This window comes from Chitinophaga polysaccharea (assembly GCF_902150045.1).
GTDB classification, from domain to species: domain Bacteria; phylum Bacteroidota; class Bacteroidia; order Chitinophagales; family Chitinophagaceae; genus Chitinophaga; species Chitinophaga polysaccharea_A.
This window is the reverse complement of sequence record NZ_CABFVU010000004.1, coordinates 772,149-790,774: the sequence shown is the minus strand read 5'-3', so window position 1 is coordinate 790,774 and position 18,626 is coordinate 772,149. Positions and strand designations below refer to the sequence as shown.

Sequence of the window (18,626 nt, the reverse complement as noted above, 5' to 3'; positions counted from 1 at the left end):
TAGGATGGTTTACATCTTCACCTTTTTCGTTTTTTTCAGATCAATACAATCTACTACAGATTTATTCTGTCAGATATAACTCTTGCAATGGTCTTACATTCATATAACTATTTTTTCCAAATGATTCTGAAAGCGCATTTACCGTGGCCATTGCAGCAGGTAAGGTTGTAATTACAGGTATATTATGTATTAAAGCCTGTTGGCGGACATTCATTTCATCCTGTATTGACCCTTTGCCTACACAAATATTGATGATCATGTTAATTTTCTTATCTCTGATATAATCTATCACAGAAACTCCTTCTTCGTCCGAACTAATCACAATAGAATTATTGGTAAGACAAGACCTACCGTCTACTATTTTATTTACGTGTTTTTGCGTTTTAGGAGAAAACAGTATATCAAATCCAAGTTCAGTGAGTTGCATCGCCAGTGGAACGATAGAAGGAATATATTTTTCTTCCACGCTAATAAATACATTTCCGGAAGTAGGAACATTATATCCTCCTCCTATTTGCGATTTCAAAAAAGCCATTCCAAAAGTATCCGCTATGCCCATAGACTCACCTGTTGACTTCATCTCAGGAGTGAGTAAAATATCGGAACCGGGAAACCGCTTGAATGGAAATACTGCTTCTTTCACAGAATAATAAGGTGGAACAACTTCTCTTAATTTTAATTCCTCAATGCTTTTTCCCAGAATGACTTTCGTTGCCATTTTTGCCCATTGAACCCCAGTTGCTTTACTCACAAATGGAACTGTACGGGACCCTCTTGGGTTCACCTCCAGAACATAAAGCTGATTATCTTTTGTAATGGCAAATTGAATATTCAGCAATCCAATCACATGTATTTCTTTAGCAATAGCAATGGTAGCTTCTCGGATTTCGGAAAGTATTTGTTTGCTTAACGAATAAGTCGGAAGGGAACAGGCCGAATCACCGGAATGAATTCCAGCTTCTTCAATGTGTTCCATGATACCAGAAATCACACATTCTTTTCCATCAGCCAAGGCATCCACGTCCACTTCAATTGCATCTTCCAAAAATTTATCAATAAGAATTGGATGTTCCGGAGAAATGGCCAGCGCCTTACCCATATATGTCTTTAGTTCCTCTTGATTATATACAATTTCCATAGATGACCCTCCTAAAACGTAAGATGGCCTCACAACTACGGGATAGCCGATTTTTTTTGCCGCATCTGACGCTTCTTCTAAAGAGGTTACAGTATCATTTGCAGGTTGAATAAGATTTATTTTATGAAGGAGTTGCTGAAATTTTTTTCTATCTTCCGCCAGATCAATATTAGCCGGAGATGTCCCCAAAATTTTCACTCCTGATTTCTCCAATTGGATGGCCAAATTCAATGGTGTTTGTCCACCAAACTGTATGATGACCCCCATTGGCTTTTCATTTTCATAAATATTAAGTACATCTTCCAACGTGAGCGGCTCAAAATATAATTTATCAGAAACGTCAAAGTCAGTAGAAACGGTTTCTGGGTTGCAGTTCACCATAATGCTTTCATATCCTTCTTCCCTTATGGCCATAGATGCGTGCACGCAACAATAATCAAATTCAATGCCCTGTCCAATCCTGTTGGGTCCTCCACCAAGTATCATCACTTTCGGGTTAAGTGTTACTCTCGATTCATCATCCTCTTCATATGTAGAATAAAAATAAGGCGTGAACGCTTCAAATTCTGCAGCACAAGTATCCACCAATTTATAGGTTGGTAGCACCCCAAGTTTTTTTCTAATCGTTCTCATTTCTATTTCGCTTCCAAAACCGAGAAGGTTTTTTAGCTGTATGTCAGAAAACCCATATTGCTTTGCTCGTCGAATACTTTGCTCATCTGCAATAATACTTGTTGCAGTTTTGAAAATCTGGTTCATTTGATTCAAAAACCAAGGGTCAATATGTGTATAAGCATAAAGCTGATCAATACTCATTCCTTTCTCCAAAGCATATTTAATAAAGTAAATTCTTTCCGAATTGGGCTTACTGAGTTTTTCAACTAACAATTCCTCGGTCACTTCTGTCATATCCTTATTGTCAAAACCCAACCCATATCTTTTTGTTTCCAATCCGCGAAGACCTTTTTGAAACGCTTCTTTAAAAGTTCGGCCAATTGCCATGGTTTCCCCAACAGATTTCATAGACGTCCCCAGTATTGACTCTGCTTTTGGAAATTTGTCAAAATTGAACCGGGGAATTTTTACTACGCAATAATCAATAGTAGGCTCAAAGCAGGCCACCGTTTTTTTAGTGATATCATTTTGGATTTCATCGAGTGTATATCCTACAGCAAGTTTCGCTGCAAATTTAGCTATTGGGAAACCTGTTGCTTTTGATGCCAGTGCAGAACTTCTAGATACCCTTGGGTTCATTTCGATTACAATCATCCGCCCATCTTTAGGATTCACGGCAAACTGCACATTGGAACCGCCGGTTTCTACACCGATTTCTCTCATGATAGCAATAGAGGCATCACGCATCTTCTGGTATTCTTTATCTGTAAGTGTCTGAGCCGGAGCAACAGTTATTGAATCACCAGTATGAACACCCATTGCATCCAGGTTTTCGATGGAACAGATAACGATTACATTGTCATTCTTATCCCGCATCACTTCAAGTTCGTATTCTTTCCAGCCAATGATGGATTCTTCTATCAATACTTCAGTGATTATACTGCTTTTCAATCCTTCAGCTACAATAGTTTCCAAATCATTTTCTGAATAAGCAATTCCTCCACCGGTGCCACCTAATGTAAATGATGGTCTCACCACACAAGGATACCCCAGACGCATTGCCGCCTGTTTCGCATCTTCCAAAGTATTCGCAACATCAGATTTGGGTAAATCCAATCCAATGTTCAACATGGCCTGTTTAAACAATTTTCGATCTTCTGCTTTTGCAATAGATGTAGGCTTTGCCCCCAGCATTTCAATATTGTATTTTTTAAGAATGCCTTTGTTATGTAAATCCATGGCAAGATTCAATGCTGTTTGTCCACCAAAAGTAGGAAGCACCGAATCGGGTTTTTCTTTTTGAATGATCTTCTCCAATATTTCTACCGTGAGCGGTTCGATATAGGTTTTATCGGCCGTATCCGGGTCGGTCATAATGGTAGCAGGATTCGAATTGACTAGAATAATCTTATAACCATCTTCTCGTAAGGCTTTGCAAGCTTGCGTACCAGAGTAGTCAAACTCACAGGCTTGACCAATAACAATCGGACCGGGACCAATAAGCAATATACTTTTTATATCTTTTCTTTTGGGCATAAATTTAATATTAATTGCGTGTTGATAGTTAAGAGATTTGGTATTGGATTTCATTTAAATTGATAACAGAGACTCTTTTGCAATAGTGCGCAATCTCTCTTTTTCCATCATGTCGATAAAATAGTCAAAGAGATATTTTGAATCGTGCGGACCAGGAGAAGATTCTGGATGATATTGGACAGAGAATGCGGAGTATTTTTTGTGGCGGATACCGGCAATAGTTTGGTCATTTAGATTTATATGTGTAATCTCTACTTCCTCTTTATTAAGACTATTGCGGTCAATAGCATAATTATGATTTTGAGACGTAATTTCAACCTTCCCAGTTGATAGGTTCATGATTGGATGATTTACTCCATGATGGCCAAAACGCAGTTTGATTATTCGGGCACCCAATGCGAGACCTAATATCTGGTGACCAAGACATATTCCAAAAAAAGGAATTTTTCCCAGTAGTTCTTTCACCAATTCAACCACGTCTATCAAGGGTTCGGGATCGCCAGGCCCGTTTGATAAAAACACCCCGTCAAAGCCTCCTTCTAAAATAGTTTTAGCATCTACAGAACAAGGAAACACTGTCAAATCACAATTCTTACCTTCAAATAACCGGAGGATGTTATATTTGATTCCGCAATCAACCACGGCAACTTTATAATCTGGAAATTGATTTTTATCCCATTTAAAACTCGTCCTCGTAGTAACATCTTTCACTATGTTTTTTCCTACAATTTCGTCAGCTTGTTTCAGCCTCTGCACCAGTATTTCTAAACTTTCAGAGGAGGTGGTGAGCAATGCTTTCATGGCGCCTTTCTCTCGTAGATATCGAGTGATGGCCCTTGTATCAAAACCTTCTACGCCAATAATGTTGTGTTCTTCTAAATAAGCTTTTAATGTTTTAGTGCTTCGCCAGTTACTTGGCTGAGGTGTGTATTCTTTTACAATTAATGCATCCAGGTAAATTTTGCAGGATTCGACATCTTCAGCGTTGATTCCATAATTGCCAATCATGGGATAGGTCATTACCACCATTTGTCCATAATATGATGGATCGGTCAATACTTCCTGATAGCCACTCATGGCTGTATTAAAAACAACTTCGGCAACCCGTTCTTCATTAGGAACGGAGGTGAATGTTTTTCCGTGAAATATCTTTCCATCCTTAAAAATAAGATGTGCATTTTTAGGTTTACTGGCAGACTCAGACTTCTTGGCAAGCACGTTTTCAAAGAAAGCATGTAGTGGTTTAATAAGATCATCGGAGGTTTTAAAATTACAGTAGCTAATCCTGGCTATATCGTTAAGGTCCCTTAGCAAAGTTGTTTTAATTGGCGTTTTGTCTTGTATCGCTACAAAAATGGGAATGTTTTTCCCTTTGAAAATGTTATATGCCATTTCAAATGCAGTACTTTCACTGAGGCCCGTTTTGATAACGACCATAGCATCCGCTTCATCGAGCAACGACAGCCGGTAATCCCGGAAATTTTTCGGTGTAAATTCAATCCCTGTATTTTTTTCGAAGGATTGTTTAAAGGTGAGCTGATTCGCAGCTTCTAGGTCGGTTAGAAACCTAACCTTATATGGTTTCCCTAAGTCTAAAAGCTGTAAGGTATCCATCACTTCTTGGATAACTCTTTGTTCCTCTTCACTTGTTTCGGAAAAGGGTTGTCGAACAAATAAATTTAAAATGTGCATGTCGATTTTGTTGTGGTGTTTAGTAAATAATCAATAGTTCAGTAGTTTTAAAAACTAGGTGAGCAGTAACGTGGATAAAAATAATTTTTTACAAAAGATATTAACAGGAGGAGAAAGGGAAGAAAAAGGCAGTAAAATTTGGTGCGAAACGAGATTCTACCACCTTTATTAAAGCGATTAGCTTTATCAGTACAAGTATAGACCAAGTTAGTGAAATGACCAAACCACAGAAGAATAATGCTGGGCGGCTGTTGTCTTATACTTCTTACCTGGCTGTAGATGGCTACTTTATGAAGAAAACGTTCATAGCTCCGGTGCTGGGCATGGGACTGCAGGTCATCACCCGTTTGTGGCAGGACGCGAACCTGCAGTATATCTACAAAGGGCCTCAGCACAAAGGCAGAGGCAGGAGACGCCCCAATGGCCGAAAGGTGAACGTAAAAAATATAGATAAACGCCGCTGGAAGTATTGTTACCAGGATGATCATATTAAAGTATTTGAGTTGATCGCTAAATCGGTAACATTGAACTGCATCGTTAAGGTAGTGTACCTGCAAAACAAAGCAAGTGGAGGATACACCATATTAAGTACAGACACCGATATGGAAGCCGGTAAGATCATACGCTACTACAGTTTACGCTTCCAGATTGAATTTTTAATCCGGGACGCCAAACAACACATGGAACTGGAAGAATGCCAGGCAGTCAGTGAAACCAAATTATATAACCATTTTAATTTTTCGATCATGACGGTGTCATTAACGAAGTTAGCGTGTTGGGCCAGTTTGCCCGACAAGGAGAATACTCCTTTCTCCATGCGCAGTATTAAAACCTGGTTCTATAACAAGCATCTGACCGAAAACTATTTTTTCAAACTTAGGACTGGAGTTGAAATGCAATAAAATAAAACAACTATACTCCAAATGCCTCAATATTGGATTGATGGCTGCTTAAATAACTACCGAACTATTGACAAAAAAAACACAAAAAACGGGAGCGTTAATGTTTAACTTGACCTACCTTCATTATATAGTCTCATTTTTTGTAACGCCCCCCGGTCAGGACGCCATTTGATATTCAATGTATCATTGAATCGGGATGTCAATTTGCTCGATATTTAACTTTTGCACCTCCATCCTTAAATTAATTACTTTCTGATTCAGCGCGGTAGTAGGAGTGGAATTATGCTTTTTACCCCCATTGATTAGGAACACAAATAGGCACAAGACAGCAAAAAATAAATTTTACGTCATGCATTAATAGTCTCATAGTAATTAATTAAAGGTAGAGTTAAAGGGTTACAACTAAAAGCTTACATTCTTCATCCAAAGTTTATAATATAAGATCACAACACACCCAATATTAGGCATTTTTGATCAACATGCCTATTAAACTAGTTTAATAAATCAGAATGTTATTAAATGAATTTTTGAGCACTGATTGAATTATTCAATATTCTCCGTTTTATAAAACGGTATTTACAGTAACCGGTCAGTTTTGTACAAGGTATATACATAATGAGAAAATATTATAATCCGATTTCGCCAGATGGATTTAGAGCACGAGCATAACTATGCTATCATTTATATGATTGGTTCTGCAACAAACGGAGGTCACTATAAATTAGGCTTGTATTTCTGTTTGCTTTAAACTATACTCCAAATGCCTCAATATTGGATCGATGGCCGCTTAAATAACTACCGAGCTATTGACATATCAAATCGAGTTGATATGCGCGCAAAAATAAAAGAGCGTCTCATTTTATTTTTGAGACGCCCTCTTCTATTGCGGGAACCTTGACAGCTCTCTTGCATCAAACACCCATTCCGGTGTCAGCAGCTTCCCCGTAAAACCTGCACTATACCAGGGCGAAGCGCCCATTGGGTTCTTCAGCACATGAATGCTCTGTGCAGGCATATAACTCTGTGCCAGCAGGAACATCCTTTCACCGACGGCATTTTCTGCCACATCCATTACAATAACCGCATGACCCGGGGCGCCGCCTTTTATAAAAACATTCCCTGGTAGTATTTTACGTGTATCCTTTACCGGTAGTAACTCCTTGCTGAGCGACAAAGTGCCTGCCCAGGAAAAAACAGTTTCAAGATACCTACTGAAGCAGTCCTGCCCGCTGCAGGGCGCGGCTTTCCGTACTTTTACCAAACGGTTCTGTTTCAGTACAAACCGGTCCCCTTTCATCCAGCTGGTATAATCCATCAGGGTACCGTCCGTAGCATGAAAAGCGATCTTATCAAACTGTTTGCTGTTGTACAGGTATGCTGCATACAGGCGGATCACTGCATCCGCGCATTGCTGGAGATCCTTGTTGCCCGTGGAAATATCCAGTACGGCATATTGCGCCTCCTGGTTGTTTTTTAACTGCCCGTTATAAAGATATACCCTGTTATCCCTTTTCAGCGGCATAGCCCGCAGCCAGGCGCCAAAACTACCCGCGGGCTGGGGAACGCGTGTAAATCCCCCTGGCAGTGGAAGGGCGCCTACTACCGCAGGCGGATACGTCCCGATAAAAAACGGCCGCTCATTTTCCGGGACAGCCATAGCTGATGTTCCATACTGCCATGCATATACGAAACAACCTGAAAAAATAAGGATAGCTACCAATAGTATGGTTAATTTCCGGGCGTTGATCATAGCAACAGTTTTCCGAGTAGATGCTTTTTCCGGAATTTTCCATAAAATTATTTTTTCAGCGCCGGTGCAAGTATCCGCTGGATAGTGGCTGTTTTTAATTCCCGCCCGATAAATACCAGTGCAGATGCCGGTGTGGCGCTGCCCCACCCTCCCGCCGGTTGTATGTGCAGGTATTTCCCGGTTGACTGTACCAGCATTCGTTCCTGGCTGTCTTTCACGCGGATATATCCTTTGATGCGGTACAGCTGGTCGGGGTACGCATTGAAATGAAAGTCCAGCACAAATACCAGCATGTTCAGGTCAAACACCTCAGGCGATTCAAATAACACCGTATTTACTTTATGCGGATGCTTCACCGGGGCTACTGCTGCAACAGCGGCGGCTATTGGTTTTTCAGGGAACTCTATTGTTTTCAGTAATACAGTGCCGTCCTCCGAGGTAGTAATGAAGGCCAGCGGGTTCATCTGCTCCAGCTGTTGGGAAAGATAGATCAGTTGTGGTATATCCAGGTGTTTTATTTTATTGATGATGATCACATCGGCACAGGAAAGTTGTTTACCTGCCTCAGGCACCTGTTGTAATCTCTCAAAAATATTTTCCGCATCTACGATGCAAATGGTGCTCACCAGGGTATAATGCCGCTGCACCTCCGGCATCAGCAACATACCGATAATATTGCCCACATCTGCTATCCCGGTGGTTTCGATAAACACATGCTCCGGGCGCTCCTCCTTTTGCAGGATAGTGCCCAATACCTCCAGCAGGTCGTTATCCAGCGAGCAACAGATGCAACCGCTGGTAAGTTCATACAACTGGTCTATTTTTTCTGTGATCAGGCTGGCGTCGATATTCACTTTCCCAAACTCATTTTCAATAACGATGTTATTGTGCCCTACAAACTGCTGCAGCAGGCTGTTTAGCACAGTGGTTTTACCTGCGCCCAGGAAGCCCGTTAAAATATATACTTTAACCCGTTCATCTCTCTCCATACTTTCTCTTATAAAAATTTAAAAAATAAATACCCAGTATGATCATCGGGATACTGAGCACCTGTCCCATGTTCAGCAGGTGCCCGTTTTCAAAAGCCACCTGGTTTTCCTTTACAAATTCAAGCAGAAAGCGGGCGCTGAATACGCCCGTGAGCAGCCAGCCAAGTAATTTGCCCGGCGCCGGATGCTTCCGGTACAGGCGCCACAGCAATATGAATATGATAAGGTAGCACAACGCCTCGTACAACTGCGCCGGGTGGCGTGGCAGCATATCCACCCGTGTAAATACCACAGCCCAGGGCAGGTTGGTTGGCAGGCCAATGATTTCCGAATTGAAAAAGTTACCCGTCCGGATCAGTGCACCTGCCAGCGGTACCACCAGCGCCAGGCGATCCAGCAACCACATCAGCGGTACGCGGTAACGGTAACTGAAAAGTGCGGCAGCCAGCACAATGCCTATGGCTCCGCCATGACTTGCCAGTCCCTGGTAGCCCGTGAAAGTGATCCGGCCATCAGGAAAGGCAAATGGCAGGATCATCTCCCAAAAATGCTGTTTATAATAAGCCCAGTCGTAAAACAAACAATGCCCCAGGCGCGCACCCGCCAGGGTGCCGGCTATGATGTACACCAGCAGGCGGTCGGGCAGTTCCCGGGGCCGCCCTTCCAGCCGGAGCACGTACAACAATACCATATACGAGGCCGCAAAGGCCAGCATAAAGCCCAAACTATAGTATCGCAGTGCAAAACCGCCAATACGGAATATTTCCGGGGAAATGCCCCAATGCAAAAAGAGTGTCACTGCCAGTTTGTTAAACCATACAAACATAATAAAAAAAACAATCTGCAACACAGTTGCATTTATAAACACCTGCGGATGCAAATCTCAACCTGAAATTTTACCTTTGCCGCATGTCGCTATTTATCACATCATTGAATTCGGGAAGCAACGGGAATTGTTATTACATAGGCAACGACAGTGAAGCCGTGCTGGTGGATGCGGGCATCTCCTGCAGGGAAACGGAAAAGCGGATGGCCCGCCTGGGGCTTTCCATGAATAAGGTAAAAGCGATATTCATTTCACACGAACATATAGATCATATCAGGGGCGTACCCGTACTGGCAAAAAAATACCGCCTGCCGGTGTATATTACCAATACTACCATGGTACATGGTGGTCTTACACTGGAGCAGCAACTGGTAATGTCGTTTAACCCCTATGAACCGGTACAGATTGGTACCTTGTCTGTAACCGCCTTTCCCAAACATCACGATGCTTCCGAGCCACATAGTTTTATTGTAGCCGGCAACGCCGTTACCATCGGGGTGTTCACCGATATCGGCGCGCCCTGCGAACATGTGATCCGTCATTTTCAGCAATGCCATGCCGCATTCCTGGAAGCCAATTACGATGAGGAAATGCTCGATAAAGGCCGGTACCCCTACTACCTGAAAAAACGCATCCGCGGAGGGAAAGGGCATTTATCCAATAAACAGGCGCTTGAAATATTTACCACCCACCGGCCGCCGTTTATGAGCCATCTCCTCCTCTCTCATCTTTCCCGCGATAATAACAACCCTGCACTGGTACAGGAACTTTTTGACCAGCACGCCAACGGCACGCACATCGTGGTAGCCTCCCGCTTTGCGGAAACAGCCGTTTACCACATTTCCGTTCAGCATACCTGCGAAGTTCTGCCACAGAATGATTAGCCGCTTCCACACCTGTTAAACACTTTATACAGCATTTCCCCTGTCAATGATACAATTAGGTGGAGGCATCGTTACTGGCATGTTTTATGGCTGGTACATGGTACATCTAAAAAAAATTACCATGGAAAATATAACAACAAGTGCTACCAATGAAGTATTGAATGACCTCATCGCGATCAACAATGACCGTATTGCAGGTTATGAAAAAGCATTAAAGGAATTGGAGGCAGACAGCAGTGATCTGAAGCCGCTCTTTACCGATATGATTGCAGAAAGCCACCAGCTTAGAAATATCCTCGGTAATGAAGTGCAGGCCAACGGCGGAACAATGGAACCCGGTACCACCGCCAGCGGTAAAGTGTACCGCGCCTGGATGGATGTAAAAGCCGTTTTTACCGGGCATGACCGCAAAACAGTGCTTTCCAATTGCGAAGCAGGAGAAGACGCCGCACAAAGGGCTTATAAAGATGCTATAGAACACGAGGCCCTGCCGGCTTACATCAGGGAATTACTGACCCAGCAAAAAGCGGAACTGAAGCGCTCACACGATAAAATAAAAGCATTACGGGACCAGGCTAAGTAAAGCAGATAGTGTATACATATCATCATTGGAAGCAGCAGGAACGTCCCTGCTGCTTCTTTTGCTGGTGGTTTGAAAATAAATACGATTCATTATCTTGCAGGCAAACAATTGCCGACATGGATCAAGTATTGCCCGCCTGGTATGATCGTCTCATGAAAAAATACCCGGTAGTAACCCAGGCAGAATGGCAGTTACTGGATAGTATTGCCACTGTAAAGCACATTAAAAAAGGAGACGCCTTCCTCAGGTACGGTAAAGTTGCCCGGTATTCTGCTTTTGTGATCTCCGGCATGTTTAAATTTTCTATACTTGATGAGGATGGAAATGAAAAAATAGTGAAGTTCGGCTTCGCCGATGATTTTCTTGCCAACTGTGAAAGCTATAACAGGAAAGCACCTTCCGCTGTCAGCATTATTGCCGTGGAAGACGCGGTAGTGCTGAGAATAAATATCAAAAAGCTGCAACCCCTGTACGATCTACATATGAACCTGCTGCATGTAAACCTGCAGCTGTACCAGGAACTGCTGGAGCAGCAATCCGAGCATCAGTATATCCTTTCCCTGAAAACACCACTGCAGCGTTACCGGTTCCTGTTGGAAAGACGCCCCGCCATCATACAGAAAATATCGCTGACCAATATTGCACGCTACCTGTATACCAGCCGGGAAGCCTTGAGCAGGGCGCGGTTATACCTCCTGGACCAGCGCCGCACCTTTTGTGACTGAGATCACAGCCGCGTAATTTTCCCAGCAATAGTTTTGTATCAAAAAAGATATGAAGCAAAGCATAATCCTATTGCACGGGCTTTTTGGCGGACTTAGTAACTGGGAAGGCGTTGTAGCACATTTTCAACCGCATTATGATATTCATATTCCATCCCTGCCCATCTATGAAGCGCATTCCGACGACCGGCTCGAATACCTTACCAACTTCCTTGATCAATACATCCGCAACGCAGGGCTGCAACAGGTGATCCTTGTGGGTAACTCACTGGGTGGGCATGTAGCCATCCTCTATACCCACCGCTATCCATCGCAGGTAGCCAGGTTAATCCTTACCGGCAGTTCCGGTCTTTATGAAAATACCAGTATGGGTAGTTATCCTAAGCGTGGCAATTATGCCTATATACGCGAGCGGGTAGCCTATACTTTTTATGATCCTGTTATAGCCACAGATGCATTGGTAGCTGAAGTGTTCCAAACAACCACAGATGCCCGGAAATGCTATGCTATTGTGAAAATGGCAAAATCTGCCAACCGCAATTATGTAGCGGCGCTGCTACCGGAAATACGGGTAAGAACATTGTTGATCTGGGGTATGGAAGACAAAATTACTCCGCCGGATGTAGCCCGGGAATTCAGGCGTTATTTACCACATGCTACATTGGTGATGATAGATAAATGCGGCCATGCACCTATGATGGAACGCCCGGCGGAGTTTAACCAATTACTGGAAACATTTCTCAGCGAAGCTTAACTACTTTTACGCCATAATAATTTGCGATAAGCCAGCCAGGCCAGTACGCCTGCCAGTATAAATGGCCACAGCCGGATAAAGAAAAGCAGGAGGTTGCGGAAAATTTCTGCGCCGCCACGCAGCGCTACCAACAGCTCTGTGCCAAAGCCTGCACGGGTGATCCTCTCGGGGTTAACGATCACCTGCTCATCGGTAACCTGTGGCTGAAACAATTGCACCGTGAAAGTAGAATAAGCCACATCATCCAGTATCACGAGGTTATCCATCTGCCGGTTTATCGCTGCATCCCCTTTCTGGTCTTTGTACTCCACCACATCAAGGGTAGTTCCTTTCTTTGCAGGCGCTACTTTGCTCAATTGTGCTTCCTGCTGTTCCTGGCGTTCGTTCTTCAGCGCATTGGCCAGGTATTTCATGGTCATGTCCTGGTCTTTTACCACGCGGTGATCAATAAATTTAGCATTGGCAGTAAGATCATATACCACGGAATCAAGATGCGCCACCGGTACTTTCAGCGTGAGATTGGCAACGGGTGTGTAAAGCTGTATGTCCTTTACAGAATCTGCTGAATAAGGCACATTGAAATGCTGCACTTCTTCATTCTGTAAATTACTTTCCACTACAATACCGCCCAGGCGCATAACCAGCTGCTCCATATGTGAAGCGGCTGCAAACACATTACTGACGCGGCATCGCACGTCGGCTGATTTTACTCTTTTGCGGGAAGCGGAATTAAGATCGGTGATGTCGTTGGAGAAAGAAGTGGAGTCTGCAGTGGCAGCATAGGCCCTCATTTCCTTGTTCATGTTTCCCTGGCAGGCACACAGCGCCAGCAGGGGGATACCCAGGTAATAGAGTGAAAGACGCATAACAGGAGAATTTAACCTTTATACAGGCAACCTGAAAAAGGTAACCTTTAAAAAATGTTAAAGTCGTTTTCACCTTTTGCATGATAACATCATTTAGTATCTTTAGATAAGATATAAAACAGCATGCCCGTTCTTCCGAAAAAATACCAGACAAGGAAAGCAGAAATTACCGCAGACTTTATTGCCGCGGTGAATGAACATATAGACCAGGTAATGGATGGCCGCATAGACAAGATGTATCATATCCAGGACTTTGCCCGCCTGTTATTCATTCACCCGGTACACCTGAGCAATACCATTAAGTTGCATACCGGTCATGCGCCCTGTTACTTTTTTGAGATGAGATTAATGGAAGAAGCCAGGAAAATGCTGCTGGAACAAACGCTTACCATTACGGATATTGCGGCAAAGCTAACATTCGACAATTCTAATTTCACCAAATTTTTCAAACGCTTTGAAGGAGTTACCCCTTCCCAGTACAGGCTGCAGCATGCAGCTTCTTCAGAGGTAGCGCTGCAGGTAAATGGGCTTTAAGAAATAATAATTATTAAGGGGCTTGTTATCGAACAGATCGCCATCGTCAAAATAAAATCCATTGGTGAACTCCGTTTTTGAGTTGAGCTGTATTTTACCAGTGCTGTGCTCCACTATAAAATACACGGGGATGATCACATAATACCTCCCGCTTTTCCCGGTAAATTTATTCCATTTAATATCCAGTTCTTCCAGCCTGAAGATGCGTGGTTTCAGGTTACCTGCCACATTGGTGGAGCAATCCAGTTTAGTGATAGCGCCGTGATCTATTTCTGCTTTTACGGAGAAAGCAAGACTGGTAGTGCCGCTCTTCATGGGCACAAGCGCGGAGTCCATAAACCGGCTTAGTTGCTGATATGTATCGCTGAAAGTGGGGGCCTGCTGGGCTTTGGAGCTGATACCGGAATAAAGGATGCCTATGTTGAGGAAAATGATATAGAAACAGTTAAATCTCATAATACCAGTTTTTCATCAGAAATAACGTTCACGCCTATCCTGTTTTAACTATATAGTTAAGTTACGATTTCTTCCGTCTAAAAAGATCGCAGGGCTATAAAAAACTCAAGGTAATTGAAAGGCATAGGGTTGCATATAGCGGGGAAATATTATTTAAGCAGGAAAGCGGATCTGGCCTATCCCCGGGGATAAAGCGGCCATTAACAACGGATTTCACGGCGGTTAAATTTAAGTGCGCAATATAGTAGAAAACCTGTTTACAGCAAAAGAGGCTGTATCATAACTAACTTAATGGGTGTGAGAATCGCATATACGAAAATTTTCTCCACCCGGTACCCGAGTAAAATCGGGTAAAAGTTATTTATGATACAGCCTCTTTCTCTTTTTAATACAGTTTAATTTATCAGAATTTAACGGCCTTGCCGGTACGTACAGATTCGCGGGCTGCAGCCAGTATCCTCACTACAATTACATTATTGGCCGGCGCGTACAACCCGTATGCAGGCATGTTTACTTTTCCGTTCAGCACATCTATCAGGTACCGGAACGGATCTTCATATACCGGTATATCCGTTGCCGTTATACGGCGTGTTACAGCCGGCATCCGTTCATTGTTACGTTGAACCAGGGTATTTTTATCGGCGGCAATGAGGTAACCTTTATCGCCATATACTTCCATATCCTTACGACTGAAGCTCCAGTTCCACGAGGCCTGTATGGTGCATTGCACATCGCCGTAATCAACCAGGATAGTGGCATCATCTTCTACTTTAGGATATACCTGCGGCTTAAAGTGACGAGCTACTGCAGTAACGGATACGGGCAAACGGTTTTTCATAAGCGCCGTCATAAGATTGGCGCCATAACAGCCAAAATCCATGAGAGCGCCGCCCCCGTTTAATACCGGGTCGGTGAGCCAGTTCAGGAATTCCGGTCCGCAGCCAATTTCCTTTGGCCCCTGGTGACCATCATTCACCGTTACCTTTCTTATTTTCCCGGCGTAACTGCTGTCTTCCAGCAGCTGGAAGGTTTTGGCAACGGAAGGATACCAGCTGGTTTCATAGTCTGTAAGCAGTTGTACTTTATGCCTGCGGGCCAGCGACTCCATGTATTCTGCATCGGCTACTGTGGTGGCCAGCGGCTTCTCCACCATAATATGGATACCACGCGGCGCAGCGGCTTCCACCACTTCGCGGTGGGCTTTAATGGAGCCAAATGCCAGTACTGCAGCAGGCTTTACCGCATCCAGCATTTTATCCAGGTTAGTATAAAAGATATTCTGTGGAAGATGGTATTGCCGGGCTCTCAACCTCGCTACGGCCGTATCAGGCTCGTAGATGCCTACAATCTGTATGTCCCCTTTATCAGGGCGACCAAGAATAAAAGCCGCATGCCCGTGCGATACTCCGGCAACGGCTACACGCAGTGGCTGGGCCATGATGCAGCCAAAAATGTGCATCAGCAGAAAAGTAAAAAAAACAGAACGCATCCCTAAAACTAGGAAATATGTACTGTTTTTTATAACGAAATGATGAACGGTAATTTCCGGGAAATACTATAAGCTCACCGCTATTTTAATCACTACTTTTTTTACCGGCATTGGCGTGCTCACCCTGATATTAGGCATATGCAGGTCGGTAGGAAAAAAAATGGCGAACATGCCTTTTTCCAACCGGGAGAAGAACACAGGATGCTCTGCAAACAGCTGGTAGTCGGCCGCTTCATCGTATGCTTTGGAAGGCACCTGCTCGCCCAGGAAATCATGACCTATCAGTTCTGAACCGGACACCATATACTGGATATCGATGTACTTCTTATGCGCCTCCATTTGTTCGGTGGAGGCATCTACTGTATCGTATTCATTAACGATAGCGAAGATATTGCTCCCGTCTATTTCATACTTCCCTTTCTCCAGGTTCACCAGGTCTGTTTGTGCCAGGTATTCAAAAGCCTTGATAAATTTAACGCCGAGGCGGTAGTAAAGATGGGCGTTCTGCAGTGTATCCAGTATCATGTGCTGTAAAAGGTATTAATCAGGCGGCAAGATACTTTTTTTCTATATATGCCGTTACGTTTACTTTCCCGTCTGTCTCTTTAACAAAAGCGGCTGAACAGCTTTTTCCCAGATGGCATATCCCGCCTTATTCATATGCAGCATATCTTCCACAAAAAGCTCCCGGCGCGGTTTTCCTGCTTTATCAAGCATCAGGGAGAAAATATCAACGTATCGTATATTTTTTTCTTTGGAGATATAATCTTTGATGAGTGCATTCGACTGCTTCGCCTTTTGGAAGAACTTTTCCCGGGAAGGACTTGGTTTCATGGAAATATATACAACCGGTACTTCCGGGAGCTTACTCCTGATGGTGGTGTACAGTATTTTAAACCTCTGCAATAAAGTATCTGCGGTAGCCGCCTCATTTGTTAAATCGTTTTCTCCCACATAGATCACGATCTGCCGGGGCTGATACGGGAAAATAATATCCCTGGCAAAATAGGTAATGTCGTTGGTCTCCGCTCCCCCAATTCCCCTGTTCAATACCACGTACCGGCTGAAATTGCGCTCCAGGTCGTCCCACTTCCTGATGGATGAGCTGCCCACAAACAGTATGGGATGCTCAGGAGCTTCATACATTTTGTCAAATTCCCTGATGGTATTAACATCCTTAGCGAATCGCAGCGGCGATTGGGCAAAGAGGGAACCGGTTATATTCAGCAGCGCCACACACACAACAACGAAGTATTTTTTCATAACAGTTAATTTTTCAGCTGCTTAAGATAAAAGAAATATTTATTTTGGGACAAACAATTACATGAACACTCATCCTTTAAACTTGATTATCCGCTTTCTGCTGGAGATATTGATGCTGGTGATACTGGGATACCGGGGATGGCACTTTGGCGAAGGATGGCTTTCTTATGTACTGGTGGTGGCATTTCCACTCACCGCCGCAGTGCTGTGGGGTGTATTCCGTATCCCCAACGACCCGAAGCCTGCACCGGTGGCTATTCCGGGGGTAGCACGACTATTACTGGAACTTCTTTTATTTGGTGCAGCGGTGTGGTCGTTATTGTCGCTGGGCTACCCGCGTGAAAGCATTGTGCTGGCGGTGGTGGTGGTAATACATTACGCCGTGTCCTGGGACAGAACAGGGGTGATGCTGCAAAACAAACCCTACAACGGGTTTGCAGGAAAAAAGATCCTGGGAATGAAACCCTAAAAATACCAGATGGTTTCCGGCGCCACGCTTACATTCACGGCAGCGCCTTTTTTGAGGTGGGTATCCGTGGTTCTGATGGTAACTATCTCCTCTCCCAACGCTACTTCCGCTTCAAGAAAACTTCCGTAATAGGCAATATCACGGACCTTACCGGGTATTGCATCTTTTTTGGTGCGTACGATCCTGAAATCTTCCGGTCTTATAAAAACGGGCCTGCCGTTCAGCTCAATACCCGGCAAACCTTCCAGTACAGCGGCCTTCCCGGGAGCGAGCAAATTATATTTTCCAAACAGCCCCGCCACATATTCATTGACCGGCTGGTTATAGATCTGCTGCGGCGATCCCTGTTGTACTATTTCCCCGTCTTTCATCACCAGTATCTCATCTGCCCAGGGCAGTATATCCACGGGATCATGGGAGATCAGCATCACCGTAATACCCAGCTTCCCGCCTATATCGCTGATCACATTTTTCAGGATGCTCTTATGGATCATATCCAGGTTGGAGTAGGGCTCATCCAGTAAAAATAGCCTGGGAGAGGATATCAGCAGCCGGGCCATGGCAATGCGCTGCTTTTCACCACCCGAGAGCTGGTCTGTTTTTCTTTTCAGAAGATGGGAGATGCGGCAGATATTATAGATCTGCGCTGCGTCTTCATCGGTGAGCTTATTGGCATAGGACAGAATTTCCTCTACCCGGTAATTATTTCTCAGTTCAAAATGCTGGGACAGATAGGCTGTGCCCGGATGCCCTGGTATCAATACTTCCAGCGAGCCCTTTACACGCTTGCCCTCAAACATTACGGTGCCGCTGTCGGCCTGGGCCATGCCGCCCACAATTTTCATCAGCGTGCTTTTACCGGAACCGGTTTCGCCCGCTATTACTATTTTCTGAAAGGCCTGTTGTGTAAAGCTGACATTCTTTAAAATATAAGCGCCGTGCAGTTCCTTGCTGATGTTTGATACTTCGAGAAAATTCATTCGTGCAAATTAATAAAAATAGCGGAGTTTGTCTTGGAACACTGATTACGCTGATTATAATGATTAGTTTGATTTTTACTTTTAAATTTAAATTATAGTTAAGGGAGATAAAAGCACACCCGCTTATATCTCTCAACAACTTTTAAAATCATTTTTAAAATCCCAAAATAAAAACTCA

General features: G+C 43.8%; 18 protein-coding genes. 7 read left to right on the top strand and 11 right to left on the bottom strand.

Annotation, left to right across the window (positions count from 1 at the left end; all coding sequences use genetic code 11):
* Positions 1 to 61: 61 nt before the first annotated feature.
* Together carB and carA are read right to left on the bottom strand one after the other, a co-directional pair.
* The gene (carB, locus tag FN124_RS27830; RefSeq protein WP_142688048.1) at positions 62 to 3,289 is read right to left on the bottom strand and encodes a carbamoyl-phosphate synthase large subunit; all 3,228 of its coding nucleotides are present in this window, start codon (positions 3,287 to 3,289) and stop codon (positions 62 to 64) included.
* A gap of 54 nt (positions 3,290 to 3,343) precedes the next feature.
* Entirely contained in the window at positions 3,344 to 4,981 is a 1,638-nt protein-coding gene (gene carA, locus FN124_RS27825) for a glutamine-hydrolyzing carbamoyl-phosphate synthase small subunit (RefSeq protein ID WP_221887931.1), read from the bottom strand.
* A gap of 215 nt (positions 4,982 to 5,196) precedes the next feature.
* Here carA and FN124_RS27820 point away from each other — a divergent pair, with 215 nt between their 5' ends.
* Positions 5,197 to 5,883, top strand: a complete 687-nt coding sequence (locus FN124_RS27820) for a transposase (protein WP_142688047.1) — start codon at positions 5,197 to 5,199, stop codon at positions 5,881 to 5,883.
* An 880-nt stretch (positions 5,884 to 6,763) separates the two neighbouring features.
* Here the strand turns inward: FN124_RS27820 and FN124_RS27815 are convergent.
* Genes FN124_RS27815 through lgt form a run of 3 tightly spaced genes read right to left on the bottom strand, consistent with a single transcriptional unit; the run spans position 6,764 to position 9,472 of the window.
* Entirely contained in the window at positions 6,764 to 7,633 is an 870-nt protein-coding gene (locus FN124_RS27815) for a DUF4846 domain-containing protein (protein WP_142688046.1), read from the bottom strand.
* A 47-nt stretch (positions 7,634 to 7,680) separates the two neighbouring features.
* The gene (locus FN124_RS27810; RefSeq protein ID WP_142688045.1) at positions 7,681 to 8,622 is read right to left on the bottom strand and encodes a CobW family GTP-binding protein; all 942 of its coding nucleotides are present in this window, start codon (positions 8,620 to 8,622) and stop codon (positions 7,681 to 7,683) included.
* Positions 8,609 to 9,472: a prolipoprotein diacylglyceryl transferase gene (gene lgt, locus FN124_RS27805; protein WP_221887930.1), complete on the bottom strand. Its 864-nt coding sequence runs from the start codon at positions 9,470 to 9,472 to the stop codon at positions 8,609 to 8,611. Before lgt ends, FN124_RS27810 begins: the two co-directional genes overlap by 14 nt.
* Positions 9,473 to 9,531: 59 nt before the next feature.
* On the opposite strand from lgt, the gene FN124_RS27800 reads away from it, so the two are divergent.
* From FN124_RS27800 to FN124_RS27785, 4 genes are all read left to right on the top strand, one after another.
* A complete protein-coding gene (locus FN124_RS27800) occupies positions 9,532 to 10,332 on the top strand; it encodes an MBL fold metallo-hydrolase (RefSeq protein WP_142688044.1) in 801 nt (266 codons plus the stop codon).
* A 121-nt stretch (positions 10,333 to 10,453) separates the two neighbouring features.
* Entirely contained in the window at positions 10,454 to 10,915 is a 462-nt protein-coding gene (locus FN124_RS27795; RefSeq protein ID WP_142688043.1) for a PA2169 family four-helix-bundle protein, read from the top strand.
* A 116-nt stretch (positions 10,916 to 11,031) separates the two neighbouring features.
* Positions 11,032 to 11,640, top strand: a complete 609-nt coding sequence (locus tag FN124_RS27790) for a Crp/Fnr family transcriptional regulator (protein WP_142688042.1) — start codon at positions 11,032 to 11,034, stop codon at positions 11,638 to 11,640.
* Between the two features lie 49 nt (positions 11,641 to 11,689).
* A complete protein-coding gene (locus FN124_RS27785; RefSeq protein WP_142688041.1) occupies positions 11,690 to 12,391 on the top strand; it encodes an alpha/beta fold hydrolase in 702 nt (233 codons plus the stop codon).
* On the opposite strand, the gene FN124_RS27780 is transcribed toward FN124_RS27785, so the two are convergent.
* Positions 12,388 to 13,257, bottom strand: a complete 870-nt coding sequence (locus tag FN124_RS27780) for a DUF4349 domain-containing protein (protein ID WP_142688040.1) — start codon at positions 13,255 to 13,257, stop codon at positions 12,388 to 12,390. The genes FN124_RS27785 and FN124_RS27780 overlap by 4 nt on opposite strands.
* A 123-nt stretch (positions 13,258 to 13,380) precedes the next feature.
* Between FN124_RS27780 and FN124_RS27775 the strand changes: the two genes are divergently transcribed.
* A complete protein-coding gene (locus tag FN124_RS27775; protein WP_142688039.1) occupies positions 13,381 to 13,791 on the top strand; it encodes a helix-turn-helix domain-containing protein in 411 nt (136 codons plus the stop codon).
* Here the strand turns inward: FN124_RS27775 and FN124_RS27770 are convergent.
* The 4 genes from FN124_RS27770 to FN124_RS27755 all read right to left on the bottom strand — a co-directional run bounded on the left by FN124_RS27770 (position 13,759) and on the right by FN124_RS27755 (position 16,999).
* Complete coding sequence (locus tag FN124_RS27770) at positions 13,759 to 14,247, bottom strand: hypothetical protein (RefSeq protein ID WP_142688038.1); 489 nt, start codon at positions 14,245 to 14,247, stop codon at positions 13,759 to 13,761. The two genes, FN124_RS27775 and FN124_RS27770, sit on opposite strands and share 33 nt — an antisense overlap.
* A gap of 403 nt (positions 14,248 to 14,650) precedes the next feature.
* A complete protein-coding gene (locus FN124_RS27765; protein ID WP_142688037.1) occupies positions 14,651 to 15,736 on the bottom strand; it encodes a Gfo/Idh/MocA family protein in 1,086 nt (361 codons plus the stop codon).
* Positions 15,737 to 15,802: 66 nt separating this feature from the next.
* Entirely contained in the window at positions 15,803 to 16,261 is a 459-nt protein-coding gene (locus FN124_RS27760) for a NanQ anomerase/TabA/YiaL family protein (RefSeq protein ID WP_142688036.1), read from the bottom strand.
* A gap of 60 nt (positions 16,262 to 16,321) precedes the next feature.
* The gene (locus FN124_RS27755; protein WP_142688035.1) at positions 16,322 to 16,999 is read right to left on the bottom strand and encodes a GDSL-type esterase/lipase family protein; all 678 of its coding nucleotides are present in this window, start codon (positions 16,997 to 16,999) and stop codon (positions 16,322 to 16,324) included.
* Positions 17,000 to 17,081: 82 nt separating this feature from the next.
* Here FN124_RS27755 and FN124_RS27750 point away from each other — a divergent pair, with 82 nt between their 5' ends.
* Positions 17,082 to 17,468, top strand: coding sequence for a YrdB family protein (locus FN124_RS27750; protein WP_221887929.1), 387 nt, complete (start codon positions 17,082 to 17,084; stop codon positions 17,466 to 17,468).
* Here FN124_RS27750 and FN124_RS27745 read toward each other — a convergent pair.
* Positions 17,465 to 18,448: an ABC transporter ATP-binding protein gene (locus FN124_RS27745; RefSeq protein WP_142688033.1), complete on the bottom strand. Its 984-nt coding sequence runs from the start codon at positions 18,446 to 18,448 to the stop codon at positions 17,465 to 17,467. The two genes, FN124_RS27750 and FN124_RS27745, sit on opposite strands and share 4 nt — an antisense overlap.
* Positions 18,449 to 18,626 lie beyond the last annotated feature (178 nt).